Genomic DNA, 13,962 nt, shown 5'->3' on the forward strand with positions numbered 1-13,962 from the left:
GCTTATATATGGTGTACCATATTTGGTGAAACTTGCCTCCGTGATTTCTACATTTTGCGCCAGTAATAGTGATTTAGGAGTGATTCGCTTTGTCGTTTATAGTACTTAAGCTCCTATTTGTTCCCTTGATATCGGTTTTTATCATGGTGTCGTCGGTTTATCTTGGATATCAAACGTCAATCCCTTTGATGCTGCTCACGGCATCGTTACTGTATGCATCCGTCATATGGGATCGAAAGTTCGAATGGCTTCGCATTCTTCAATTTCTCTTTCTCGGGGCGTTTCATTATGTTAGCCAATTGAATTGGTGTATCTTGCTGTATTACATACTTATCATCAATCTCATTCATAAAAAGGAGCGTTTCATAGAAACGATGCCGCTGTGCCTCCTTATGGTATTCCAATATTCTATTATTCGTCTGACTTACGTGCCTCTTACGAAGTACAATATTCTGGTTTCGGTGTTTGATTGCTTAGCATCCTTTGTCGTCGTGATGTCCTTTCATTTTGTTAACTTTCTCGAATCGGAAAAGAAGAAATTATATAAGCAAAACGATTACCTGACCTATCATGATCCTTTGACGGGACTTCTGAATTATGATGGATATTTGCATAAAGTTCAGCATCTCATTGAGGTGAACAAGCCCTTTCAGTTGGTGTTACTGGACATCAACAACTTCAAATCGTTAAATGCCAAGGACATCTCCACAGCCAATGAAATTCTGATCAGTTTCTCACGGGCAGTGCGCAAACTGTTTCGAAACGATATGTTGGCAGCCTCCCGATATGCGGGAGACCGCTTTGCCATACTGCTGCCCGAGCACGTCAACATCGACAGCAGCCTGTTCAAATTTGAAAATATCGGCGTACAGGTGACCTATAGCATCACTTGTTACCCGCATGAAGCCTTAACTTATCAAGAGATGATCAGCACGGCAGAGGACCGGATATTTCAAATGCGGCGCAATTCCTGGATGAGAAGCCAGGAGGAGATGATCCGGACGGAAAAGATGAAGATGGTGGGGGAGTTGGCTGCCGGGATGGCCCATGAGATTCGGAATCCCCTTACCTCCATTAAAGGGTTTATTCAACTCTCCAAAAATCAAAGTTATAACATTCAGCCCTGGTATGAAGTCATTATGGGGGAGATTACGCGGGTAGGGGAGCTGACGGCAGAATTTCTACATTTCTCAAAACCCCATGCCAGCAATATGAGGGTAGAATCCCTTACGGACTGTATGACACGAGTCTATTCGTTGTGTGAATCCGAAGCCGCTTCACATGGACATTTATTTATGCTGGATGTAAGTGATGAACCGATCCAGATCGTCATGGATCGTGATAAGATCATCCAGGTGCTGATTAACCTGATCCGTAATTCCTTTCAAGCGATGGAGCACACCGGCTCCGTCAGAATCTCGCTCAGAGCGGAAGAACGAATGGCTGTCGTGGAAATTCAGGACACCGGAAAAGGCATTGCCGATGAAAATCTGGCCAAGATATTTGATCCGTTCTATACAACCAAAGAAGAAGGAACCGGCCTTGGGCTGTCGCTGTGTCAAAAAATTGTGGAGGACCATGGGGGCAGAATAACGGTGCACAGTGAGCTAGGGATTGGCACGACGTTTACCCTGCGGATTCCACTTGCTTAGAAAAAATGGATGGCAATCTACCGAAATATATCCTATGATAGGATAGTTATTTAGCAATGCGTTTGCTAATATTTTATTACTCATGCATCAATGTGTTGCAGGAAAGGAAGTAACAGATCGTATGTCGATGTCCACAAATGAAGCCGGTTCAGCCATGGTTCTAACTCGCAGGAAGAGGCTTCAGTTTGCCTTGATTCTCGGATCTCTTTCGGCTTTCGGGCCACTTTCCGTTGATATGTATTTACCTGCACTGCCCAAGCTCTCTGAAAGTTTAGGATCTCCAGCATCGTTGGCCCAATTAAGCCTGACGGCATTTTTACTCGGTCTTGCTCTGGGACAGCTTGTAGCAGGCCCGCTCAGCGATATCCGGGGGAGAAAAGCACCGCTTATTATATCCTTGATTATTTATTCGATTACCTCCTTGCTGTGCGCGTTTGCTCCAACGATATGGGTTCTGGTTGCGCTTCGATTCGTGCAGGGAGCAAGCGGAGCAGCCGGTATCGTCATATCCAGGGCTGTCGTCCGGGATTTATATACCGGTTCGGAGCTGACCAAATTTTTTACGTTGCTGATGCTGATTAATGGATTGGCACCTATTATCGCTCCTGTATTCGGGGCGTTTATCCTTAATTTCGTCTCTTGGCGCGGAGTTTTTGTCGTCCTGTTCCTAATTGGATTGCTGATGCTGCTCGCTGTATGGTTTGGTCTTCCGGAAACGCTCACTCGGGAGAAAAGGGCAAGCGGAGGGATTAAACAAACATTCCGTACTTTCGGCACGCTGGTTCGGGACCGCGTATTTATCGGCTATGCGCTTTCTCAAGCATTCGTATCCGCCGCGATGTTTGCGTATATCTCGGGGTCACCTTTCGTGCTGCAGGATATCTTTGGCGTATCCCCTCAAATGTACAGTCTGTTCTTTGCCGTTAATGGGGTTGGCATTGTCCTGTTCTCTCAAATTACCGGCAGATTGGCCTCCCGCACAGGGGAAACCAAATTGTTGACAACGGGTCTTGTCATTGCGGCCTTTGGCGGCACTTCGCTGTTCGCGATCACATGGCTTGGCGGCGGATTGCTGCTGATTGCTCCGATGCTGTTCCTGATTGTTTCTGCCGTCGGCATGGTCAGTGCAACGACTACGTCACTGGCGATGCAGAAGCAAGCAGCCCACACTTCAGGCAGTGCGTCCGCACTTCTTGGATTACTGCCATTGTTATTAGGTGCAGCCGCAAGTCCACTTGTAGGCCTGGGAGACGGAACTACTGCTGTCCCAATGGGAACGGTCATCGGGATTGCAGAATTGCTGGCCGTAAGCTCGTTTTTGTTCCTTGTTATGCCCTTTAGTCATAGGAAAGAGACGCCAGTGTCCTTGTAAAATAAGTCATAACATACAAAAGAAACCCACACTTCATGGTGAGGGTTTCTTTTGTTTATAAAACAATCTGAATGAATTACCTGTAATGCAATCATAATACCAGAGAGTAAACGAAACCGGACATATCATGTAAACGCCAATAGAGAAAAACACAACGATAAAGCAGGTGAACCAGCTTGAGATGGATGTCAGCCCTTGGTCTATTGTTTATGCTCCTGCAAGGGGATGAACCGGATAACAGCGATTTAATGATAACGCAAGAAGGCAAAGTCATGGCAAGCGTGAGCCGAAGTGACCATGCGCTTGATGTTTTCCCACTGCTGGATATGGATAAATACAATCAATGGGTAGATGCGCTTGATCGGAAAACCTATATGGAAGCCCGGAACGCCCGGATTGGCAGCAATGGTCAAATCATTCCCGGGCAGAATGGTCATAGACTGGATCGACGCAAACTGCTGGAGCAATATTATTCCTATTGGTACGGCACTGGGGGCGCTACCGTCGAAGCCCCGAGGTATCCGATTTATCCGAAGGTGGATACGGAGCTTTTGGCCTCCCTTCGGGTGAAGCCGATAGGTTACTATGTCACCTATTTTAATTCCAACAACAAAAATCGTTCCCATAATATCGCGTTAGCCGCTCAGGCGATTGACAGTGCAGTCGTGTTTCCCGGAGAAACCTTCTCTTTTAATCAGGTGGTTGGCATTAGAACGGTGGACAGAGGGTACAAACGTGCTGGCGTTATTGTCAGAGGCGAATTATCGGAGGGGGTGGGGGGAGGGATCTGTCAGGTCTCTTCCACACTGTATAATGCTATTGACCGTGCAGGCTTGCAGATTGTAAAGCGATACTCTCACAGCCGGAACGTACCTTATGTGCTGCCGGGGCGCGATGCTACGGTGAGTTGGGGAGGACCTGATTTTGTTTTTCAGAACGCCTATAATCAGCCCATCCTCATCCGCGCATTCGGTAATGGGGGAAGAATGACCGTTGCCATCTACTCTTCTGAACTCATTGAATATAAGCCGCGTAATGTACCGAGCATATCCAACGTGCTGCCGCAGGAGACGAGTGACACCAAGCATAATCCGGTTAACGGTGATTAATCCAAGGTTTGGAGCATGGATGCAGCAGGTCGCGGGCGTACTGACTTATACCATTGCATACACAGCCAATACACTAGAAAGAGATCAATCGCGTCGCCGCCGTAATACATCAGCATTCCGCCCAACTCGGCCTGTTCCGAAGAGACGCCGTCACTTCGTACGGTTCCAGTAGTCTATCCCAACAGCTTCATCCCAAGTCGATTCCTTATGTGTGATGAGGGTTTGATATAACTGTTCAGCAGCATAAGAAGCGGTATTACAGCCTTGGCCTGTTATCGGATCACTGAGAAAGACACTATCACCGCACCCTAGTATCAGCGTTCCGCCTAGTGTGGCATATGGCCTGTGAATGACAGGCGTAATCGCGGTTTGAAGGAAGGCGTTCTCATCGATGAGTGCACACCGATCCATATCGATTCGTTCATATATAGGAGGAAAATGCTCTTCAATTAGATTCACCATACGTGCCACCAATTCGGAAGAGTTCTTGATGCCTTTAAAAACATCCAATATCCCCTCAGGCACAGCTTCAATGAATAAGATGGTGGCACGACCTGTATCGGTAATAGCGGGAATCTCGAACATTTCACCGTTCCCAGGAAGAACTGTAATGGAAATACCTTCAGGCTCCACGGGCTGTACTCCGGTAAAATAACCAACGATGCATTTTCTCTGAGGAGCTTGGTAGGGAGTGAGTCCCGTTTCTACAGGAAAGGGTGCCAGCGGCCCGGTCTTTCCCGTTGTGTCGATGATGAGATTGTAGGATGGGGTCAGGTCCTGAAGACCTTCCGGCTTCAAACGCCCATGTATAAACTTCACGCCTTGCGCAGCTAAATCATGCATCGATTTGGTGAAGTACAAGCGTTGGTCCACCGATGCTGCGCTTCCGGAAAGATTGCCTGTAAACAGTTTTTGTTGGCCCAACTGAAAGTGAATCGTTCTGATTGGAGGTGCGTTACCCACGGGAGGCATGTTAAAACGCCGTTCGCGTTCTAATGTGGGATGAAAATGAACCTGCGTGGATCGGATTCTCCCATCAAGGATGTTCTGCGGCTCTTCATATTGATGTACCGTGACATCAAAATCATTCTTCAGAGAATAGGCAAGCTGGATTCCAGCGGTACCGCAGCCGATGATACCAATACGTCTCATAACATAAGTCCTCCTCGAAATGGGCTTTTAAATAGAATACAGTGATGCCGTTTGGATAAAAAGGGTGGAATTAACTATTATTCACTCCGGCATATGAACTAAGGGATTCATGTTAATATAATGAAGTTTAGTTTACATAATAATTAATATGTAACCAATAAGACTGCAACATAGTCAAAAGGCGAATCCTGTTAGGGATTCGCCTTTTTCATGGAAGAAGTCATTCATGTTGTTGCACATTAGGCATGAAGTGAAATCGGAATTTCCTTTACACCGCGGACAATCATACCCGGTCTCCATTCAAGCTCATCGATGTCCCGTTGCAGCTCAAAGTTGGGGTAGCGGTGGAGCAGCGTGTTGATTGCGATTTCACCCTCCAGTCTGGCAAGGGGAGCTCCCAGGCATAGATGAATCCCTTTGCCAAAGGCTAAATGCTGGCTCTTCTCCCGGGTAATATCAAAGATATCCGGGTCCTTAAATTGTGAGGCATCCCGATTAGCGGAGTTCAAAGCGATGACAACCAAGTCGCCTTTCTTCATATGAACACCATGAAAATCCATATCCTCCGCCGCCCAACGTGAGGTGCTGAATTCAACGGGACCGTTGTAGCGAAGCATTTCCTCAATCGCACCATGAATGAGTTCGGGTTGTTCCTGCAGAAGCTTGCGTTGTTCGGGATGCTCCAATAAGGCAAGCACACCATTACCGATCAGGTTTACCGTCGTTTCATGACCGGCTATGATCATCAGGGTGACGACGCCATATAACTCCTGTTCGGATAAGCGATCACCCTGATTCTCGGCAATGACAAGCTGACTGATCATATCATCGCCCGGCTGTTCGCGAACCTTGGCAAACCAATCCTTCAAATAAGCGATAAATTCATTCATATGCTGGACGACTTGCTCGTTCATTTCCTGGTTGGAAGCGCCAATGATGGAGTTGGACCATATCCGAAACTTGTCTTGGTCCTCCGTAGGCACGCCAAGGATTTCACTTATCACGATAATAGGAAGTTTGAACGCATATTCATCAATGAGATTTATGGTTTCTTTGGAGGAGACAGCATCCAGCAGGTTGTCCGCGATCTCTTGAATATGGTCCCGCATATCCGCAATTCGCTGCGGAGTAAAGCCCTTTTGGACTAATCCGCGAAGCCGTTTGTGGTCCGGCGGATCGGAGAACAGCATATTAGTGCTGAACACGCTGGTCTGTTCCTGCCCCATTGCTTTAGCGACGTCTTTACTAAAACGGACATCCTTGAGCGCTTCAACAGCTTCCTCGTAATTGCTGATCAGCCAGCCGAAACGTCCATCGGGAAATTGCAGATTCAGTATAGGATCGCTTTGCCTCAATTTCTCGTATACAGGATAAGGGTTATGGGTAAATTCCTTCGTAAACAATGCATTTTTCAGAGATTCGTTCGCATTTGTCATATAGGGTCTCCTCTCGAAAATGATAGTTTCCTATCCAGTATAAGGGAAGGAGAAGGAGATAACCAATTTACGGATGAAATGCCGACAGTCTCCAAATGATTGTTTTTATCAAACTTGTGATGGGAATGGTGTTCAAGATTGACTCTAAAGAGTGCCTTTTGGTCTACTGACTATACGTCGTTTTCTTTGTTATATTGGATCATATCTGAAGGGATGAAAGGGGGATTAAAGCGGTGAAATCCGTTTCCGGGGAGAAGGCAGCGCTGCTGGTTCGATTTTTTATACCGTATGCTGTCATTTTGGTGGGCTCTCTATTGGTTGGATGGTTTGCTTATGGGAAGACTGCAGGTCTTATCGAAAGCGAGACGGTAAGAAGCACCTCCGCCGCTCTGCAGCAAATCCAGGAAGCGCTGGATCAGAGATTCGCTGAAATCGAGAACATGGCACGACAGATGTCGAGCGAATCGAAGGTGCTGTCTTTTCAATTTGAGAAAGAACCGTTTGTCGGAACAGGTCCTTACCGTCTATGGGATTTGGAAAAGAGTTTGTTTAATTACAAATTGTTCAATCATTTCATATTGGATTATTACATTGCTTACAGGAACAGCAACATGATCGTTTCACCTCGTAAGGTGTATACGGCGGACCAGTATTATCGTTTGCAGCTGCGCTATGACGACCAGTCATTAAGCGAGTGGAAGCAAGCTCTGTTTGGGCAGTATCATTATAAAACGTATGCCCCGGGCCGTTCGGTCGTGTATGAAGGCAAACCTTACTCGGTTGTCAGCTATATGCAATCTTTCGGGAATAAAATGAGCAGCGGGGTTGTTACTGTACTGATTAACAACATGCAGATTCAGGACATGCTTCGCAAAGTCGATCCGGAACAAGAGGGTTTTGCCTACATAGCGGATCAGAACGGCAACTTGATCAGTTCCATAGGTTTGAAAGAACCAGATATTGTGAAAGCGCTTCCCAAACGAGGGGGCTACTCCCATATCCAATTGGGCGGACAGGAAATGCTGGTAACGCAATCTACGTCCAAATACAATGGCTGGAGCTATGTATCCGCTCAACCGAAATCCGTGGTGCTGCAAAAGGTGAATTATATTAAACAGCTGACATTGACGATCTTTATCACAGCTCTTCTGCTGGGGTTTGGGATCGCCGGCTATTTTGCATATCGAAGCAGCAGACCATTCCTTAAGATCCTCCAGCTTCTGCCGTCATCCTCACGGGATGCAAAACATGTGGTTTCTCGTAACGCGGTTGATTATATCGGACATTCCGTGTCCGAGCTGATTGAAAGTCATGATACGCTGAAGGAACGGTTGGAAGAGCAGATTCCGATGCTGCGAAATGTCGTGGTTGACAGGCTTCTGAAGGGTAGCTTCACGTCGATGCAGGAGATAGAGGCTGCCATGGAACACGCACAAGTCCAGCTTCGGGGATCTCACCATGCGGTTGCGCTTCTTCATATTCGGGGATATCAGGAGCCGTTTATGGAAGAGATGCTGATGGAGCTCGATATTGTAAAAATCAACCTCCGCGACCGGCTTCAAGCATTATGCGGGGAGGAGGTGCTGCTGCATGATTTTGGTGAAAACCAATTGGTCCTGATCCTGTCGGGAACGGCAGTAGACAATGCGGATTTTATGACACAGATGCGAGCGAATATACGGGTAATTTACGAGCAATTGAGCGGAATCTCAGATACAGGCCTGTATATGGCTGTAGGCGAGTGCCAGTCCAGCATTGCTGAGCTATACCGTTCCTACGGGGAGGCAAGGTTTGTGCTTCATCATGCAGGATGGAGCGAGAAGGCTCCTATCTTATATCATGCTGAGATGGAAACGCCGGCCTTCTCCTATTATTACCCGGCCGATGAAGAGATGAGGTTGATCCAGCTTGTGAAGGCAGGCAATGTGGATGAGACGCAGCAGTTGCTGCTGCAGATCAAGGAGAAGAACAGGTCGGAGCGGCAATTGCCGATGGCCGTGGAGAAGCTCCTTGCCCAGGAACTTAGCGGTACCTTAATGAAATGCTGCGAACCCACAGGGAAAGATGGAAGCGGCAGAACGGAGGAAATGGAAGCCGTCATCCGAGCATTAAATCCGGTTCTGCCCCCAGCCGAAGCCATGAACATACTCTATGCTGCTTTTATTCGGCTCTGTCGGAAAAACGAGGAGAGGAAGAAGAGCCATAATGACCATTTAACGAGCCGACTGCTTACCTATATCGAGAGGCACTATGGGGAAAGTGATTTGAGTTTAACCGCGCTCGCCCGGGAAACACGCACCTCTGAGGCTTATGTGTCTTACTTCTTTAAGGAGCAAACAGGCTTGAATTTCTCGGACTATCTGGAGCAACTCCGAATGGATGAGGCGAAGCGGGAATTGGCGTCAAGCGACAGGCCGGTAAGTGACATTGCTGCTTCTGTTGGCTATCTCTCACTCAACACCTTCAGCCGTGCGTTTAAACGGGTAAACGGCATTAGCGCGACCGAGTATAGACGTCTTCAACGCGCAGAAGAACATGCTTAATCTAAAGAAATGCACAGTGCATGATTGATGAATAACAGCTCATTCCAAAATACTGAATAATCGACCGGAAACATGAAGATTTACGCTGATCCACGCAGCTGTATATACTCCAATCACGGACCGCACCCGGGACGAATCCATTGAAGATTGGAGTGGTAGCCGCTGAGTGGCTGGAAGAGCATCATCCGTAGCTGGCAGTTGTATGCGCTTTTTTTTCTTCCGCTGCTGTACATCATTATTTTCAAGTATGTGCCGATGTACGGCGCGCAAATTGCGTTTAAAGAGTTCAATGTCACGAAGGGGATCAACGGAAGTCCATGGGTAGGATTTGCCCAGTTCGAACGCTTCTTTGAATCGCATGAATTCTGGCGATTGCTGAAGAATACGTTCTCCATCAGCTTGTACACACTGCTAGCCAGTTTCCCGTTTCCCATTATGCTTGCACTTGGACTGAATTATGTGAGGAACCGGCGCTTCAAGAACACCGTCCAAATGGTTACATACGCGCCTTATTTCATCTCTCTGGTCGTGCTGGTGGGCTTGATGCTGCAGTTTATGGATCCAAGAACGGGACTCATCAATACGATGCTCGGCTGGATCGGCCTGGGTCCGTTTCATTTCATGGCGGAGGCCTCCTGGTTTCAGTCGATCTATGTATGGTCCCATATTTGGCAGAATGTCGGGTTTTCCTGCATCATTTTTTTGGCAACGCTTTCAGGGATTGATCCGGCTCTCCATGAAGCAGCCGTCATGGATGGAGCCACGAAGATGCAGCGGATGCGCCACATTGATCTCCCGGGCATCATGCCCATCGCCATGATTTTACTCATTCTGAATACGGGGCAAATGCTCGAGACCGGCTTCGAAAAAATTCTGTTAATGCAGAATGCACTGAATTTGCGTTCATCCGAAGTCATTGACACGTACGTGTACAAGGTAGGATTGGTATCCCAAGCAATGAATTTTTCATATGCCACGGCGATTGGGTTGTTTAAAGCGATCATCGGTTTCGTGCTGCTGTTGATCGTGAATCAAACGGCCAAAAAGCTGAAGCAGGAGAGTCTATGGTAAGGAAGGGGGACTTGTATGCAATCACCTGCCATGAAGGAATCCGGCTCGGATCGCGTTTTTACGGTGGTCAACTACGCGATGTTATCCGTTTTCCTAATCATTGTGTTGTATCCGTTGATATATGTAGTCAGCGCCTCATTCAGTTCCAGCAGCGCGGTCTTGTCGGGAAAGGTATGGCTGTGGCCCGTCGAACCGACCCTCGAAGGCTACCGTGCGGTATTCAAAAATACAATGGTTGCCAAAGGCTTTATGAACACGCTGTTCTATACGCTGGCAGGCACGATGATCAATCTCATTCTGTCCGTCATGGCAGCATACCCGTTGTCACGCAAAGATTTTCGGGGCAGAAACATGTTCATGCTGCTGTTCGTGTTCACGATGCTGTTTAATGGAGGGTTGATCCCGACCTACCTGCTGGTGAAGGATCTCGGCATGATTGACACGATATGGTCGATGCTGATTCCAGGGGCACTGTCGGTGTGGAATGTCATCATCATGCGCACGTATTTCCAGACGACCATCCCGCAGGAACTGCTGGAGGCTTCACAGCTGGACGGCTGTACGGATTTTCGCTTCCTGTGGCGCATCGTGCTGCCACTTTCGGGTCCGATCTTGGCTGTCATTGCCTTGTTCTATGCCGTTGGACACTGGAATCAATATTTCAACGCAATGATTTATTTGAAGAGCGCGGATTTGTACCCGCTCCAGCTCGTGCTTCGCGATATTCTGGTGCAGAACGAGGTGAATATCGAAATGCTCGGCGATGCCAAAACCGCTGCGGCCCGGCAAGGGCTGCGGGAGCTGCTGAAATATTCGCTGATCGTGGTGACCTCGGTACCGCTGTTGATCGTATATCCGTTTTTGCAGAAATTTTTTGTCAAAGGGGTCATGATCGGATCATTAAAGGGATAAAACATCCATATTTCAGGAGGGCGGGACGTTATGAGAAAAAGAACACGGGTGATCATGGGGGCATTCACCGCATTCAGTATCCTTCTTGCAGGTTGTACGGGTTCACAGAGCCCGAAGGTCTCGGATGAGACGCCAAATGCGGGTACCGAGCCAATCGCCTTATCCGCACCGGGGACCTATCCGCTGGTTCAAGAGAAAACCACGTTAAAGGTGATGGTGCGGGGAAATCCGCTGGTCGAGAATTTCGAAACGAATGAATTCACCAAATGGTATGAAGAAAAAACGAATGTGCACATCGAGTGGGAGGTCGTTCCGGAGCAGAGCATGCAGGAGAAGCTGAATCTCGTTCTTGCCAGCGAGGATTATCCAGACGTCATTATGGGTTTAAATATTTCGCCGGCGCAGCAGATGATATACGGCTCGCAAGGCGCCTTTCTTCCGTTGAATGATTTGATTGAGAAGCAGGGGCCGAATACGAAGAAAATATTCCAGGATAACCCGGAGATCCAATCCACAATAACGGCGCTGGACGGCAATATTTATGCGCTTCCGGAAGTGAATGAATGCTACCACTGTTCCATGAGCCAGAAAATGTGGATATACGAGCCTTGGCTGAAGAAACTCAATCTGGAGATGCCGGAAACCACGGATGAGTTGTACGAGGTGCTGAAAGCTTTTAAAGAACAAGACCCGAACGGGAATGGCGTCCAGGATGAAATTCCGTTGTCGATTTCACCGAAATCCTGGAGCTCTTCCATTGATGCGTTCCTGTTGAACTCCTTCATCTATAATCCGGTTTACGGCTCAAGTTACAAGCATATATTCATAAAAGACGATAAACTTGACGTCGCCTTCAACAAACCGGAGTGGAGGGAAGGCTTGCGGTACATGAATAAGCTGTACGCTGAGGGGCTGCTCGCTCCGGAGTCATTCACGCAGGATGACAATCAGCTGATCCAGATCGGCGAGAACCCCGATAACGTACTTCTTGGCGCTTCAACCGGCGGGCACCAGGGTATATTTACCCAACTCCTCGGCGAAAGCGGAAGATGGTTGGAATATAAGACGGTACCGCCGCTCAAAGGACCGAACGGAGTTCGCTATGCTGCTCTGGATTCCACCGGATTGAATCCGGGTGCCTTTGTCATCACGAAGAAGGCCAAGCATCCTGAGCTTGCCCTGCGATGGGCGGATGGGCTGTACGAACGGGAGCATACACTGCGAAGCGTGTATGGTCGCCCGGACGAGGAATGGCGGGACGCAAAGGACGGAGAGATCGGCATCAACGGAGAGCCCGCGGTCTGGTCAGAGCTGAAGTCTTACGGCACGGTACAGAATATAGCCTGGATTCAAACCGGTCCGAGTCTGCGGACGAATGATTTCCGCCTGAGCGCCGTTGCCAAAGGAGACGACGATCTGGAAGTCATTCTGTACAATGAAACGAAAAATAAATACGAACCTTACAAACCTACGGATGTCAGCACCGTGCCGCCGTTATTTCTAACGAACGAGCAGGCGTCCGAGGTAGCGGATCTGTCCAAGACGATCAATGATTATGTTGACGAAATGATGGCCCGCTTCGTGATCGGCGATGCCGATCTGGATAAGGACTGGGATGGTTACGTTAAGCAATTGGAAGCAATGAACGTAGCCCGCTATCTGGAAATTTATCAGGAAGCGTATGATGGAAGAAGCAAATAAAGGAGGGATTGCAGGATGAGAGTTGGCGTAAGCACCTACAGTTTGCTGCCCGCTATCCGTGCAGGAGAGATGACAGTGCTGGATGTGGTGGATTGGATCGCGGAGAACGGCGGGCAGCACATGGAGATCGTGCCCTACGGATTTACGCTGGAGGATAATCCCGGGCTTGCCGATGCGGTGCGTGAGCGGGCGGCGAAAGTCGGCATAGCGTTATCCAACTATTCGATGCCCGCTAATTTTGTCCAGGAGAGCCGGGACGCCTTCGATGTCGAGGTTGAGCGGATCAAGCGCCATGTGGATACGGTGAATCGGTTAGGAATGAAGCATATGCGTCATGACGTGACGGCGTTCACGCTGCCGCCGGAGAAGATGGGCATTGATTATGTCGAAACCCATCTGGATATGATTGTGGAAGGATGTCGGCTCATAGCAGATTACGCAGACTTTTATGGTATTACGACAACAATCGAGAACCATGGCGTGAGCGTACAGGCGAGCGATCGTGTACAGCGTGTGCTTCAGGCGGTCGACCGCCCGAACTTCAAGACGACGCTGGATATCGGGAACTTCCTATGCGTTGACGAGCAGCCGCTTGTTGGTGTGAAACGAAATTTACCGTTTGCCTCGCTCATCCATGTGAAAGACTTCTATTATCGTCCGTTTGATCAGGACCCGGGTGGGGGGAAATGGTTCAGAACATCCCACGGCAATTACCTTCGAGGCTCGATCTTCGGCCAGGGTGATGTCGATGTTCGCCGGATTCTGCGTCTCATTAAGACTGAAGGTTATGACGGAGATATTACGCTGGAATTCGAAGGTATGGAAGAATGCCGGGAAGGAACCCGGCTGGGTCTGGACAATCTGAAGCGGTTATGGGACGAAGCATAGGTGGTTGCGTTACGGAAATTATATGCTCATAGCGAAATATACATGGAATTACAGAACAGAACAGCCTGAAAGTCGCGCTAAGCGCGACTTTTTTATTTTATGAGACCTTGAGTTAGAGGCGTTTAT

General features: G+C 48.3%; 10 protein-coding genes. 8 read left to right on the forward strand and 2 right to left on the reverse strand.

From position 1 onward, the window contains the following. The first annotated feature begins 89 nt into the window (after positions 1-89). From AB4124_RS27705 to AB4124_RS27715, 3 genes are all read left to right on the forward strand, one after another. The gene (locus AB4124_RS27705; protein ID WP_441974832.1) at positions 90-1,652 is read left to right on the forward strand and encodes an ATP-binding protein; all 1,563 of its coding nucleotides are present in this window, start codon (positions 90-92) and stop codon (positions 1,650-1,652) included. Between the two features lie 121 nt (positions 1,653-1,773). Next, complete coding sequence (locus AB4124_RS27710) at positions 1,774-3,024, forward strand: multidrug effflux MFS transporter (RefSeq protein ID WP_441974833.1); 1,251 nt, start codon at positions 1,774-1,776, stop codon at positions 3,022-3,024. A 176-nt stretch (positions 3,025-3,200) separates the two neighbouring features. Beyond that, positions 3,201-4,133 (forward strand): VanW family protein, encoded by a 933-nt coding sequence (locus AB4124_RS27715; RefSeq protein ID WP_144023468.1) that lies wholly within the window; start codon positions 3,201-3,203, stop codon positions 4,131-4,133. A 150-nt stretch (positions 4,134-4,283) separates the two neighbouring features. Here AB4124_RS27715 and AB4124_RS27720 read toward each other — a convergent pair whose 3' ends face one another. Both AB4124_RS27720 and AB4124_RS27725 read right to left on the reverse strand, forming a co-directional pair. After that, positions 4,284-5,285, reverse strand: a complete 1,002-nt coding sequence (locus tag AB4124_RS27720) for a styrene monooxygenase/indole monooxygenase family protein (RefSeq protein ID WP_441974834.1) — start codon at positions 5,283-5,285, stop codon at positions 4,284-4,286. 239 nt (positions 5,286-5,524) lie between these two features. Then, the gene (locus AB4124_RS27725) at positions 5,525-6,721 is read right to left on the reverse strand and encodes a cytochrome P450 family protein (RefSeq protein WP_430107692.1); all 1,197 of its coding nucleotides are present in this window, start codon (positions 6,719-6,721) and stop codon (positions 5,525-5,527) included. Between the two features lie 233 nt (positions 6,722-6,954). On the opposite strand from AB4124_RS27725, the gene AB4124_RS27730 reads away from it, so the two are divergent. From AB4124_RS27730 to AB4124_RS27750, 5 genes are all read left to right on the forward strand, one after another. Then, on the forward strand, positions 6,955-9,264 hold the full coding sequence (locus tag AB4124_RS27730; protein WP_339273264.1) for a helix-turn-helix domain-containing protein: 2,310 nt from the start codon (positions 6,955-6,957) through the stop codon (positions 9,262-9,264). A gap of 198 nt (positions 9,265-9,462) precedes the next feature. Further along, a complete protein-coding gene (locus AB4124_RS27735; RefSeq protein ID WP_441974835.1) occupies positions 9,463-10,335 on the forward strand; it encodes an ABC transporter permease in 873 nt (290 codons plus the stop codon). Between the two features lie 15 nt (positions 10,336-10,350). Continuing rightward, a complete protein-coding gene (locus AB4124_RS27740; RefSeq protein WP_076323443.1) occupies positions 10,351-11,247 on the forward strand; it encodes a carbohydrate ABC transporter permease in 897 nt (298 codons plus the stop codon). Positions 11,248-11,277: 30 nt separating this feature from the next. Next, positions 11,278-12,948, forward strand: a complete 1,671-nt coding sequence (locus AB4124_RS27745; protein ID WP_441974836.1) for an ABC transporter substrate-binding protein — start codon at positions 11,278-11,280, stop codon at positions 12,946-12,948. Between the two features lie 15 nt (positions 12,949-12,963). Beyond that, on the forward strand, positions 12,964-13,836 hold the full coding sequence (locus tag AB4124_RS27750; protein WP_441974837.1) for a sugar phosphate isomerase/epimerase family protein: 873 nt from the start codon (positions 12,964-12,966) through the stop codon (positions 13,834-13,836). Positions 13,837-13,962 lie beyond the last annotated feature (126 nt).

Source organism: Paenibacillus sp. 2KB_20 (assembly GCF_052115765.1).
Lineage (GTDB): Bacteria > Bacillota > Bacilli > Paenibacillales > Paenibacillaceae > Paenibacillus_AQ.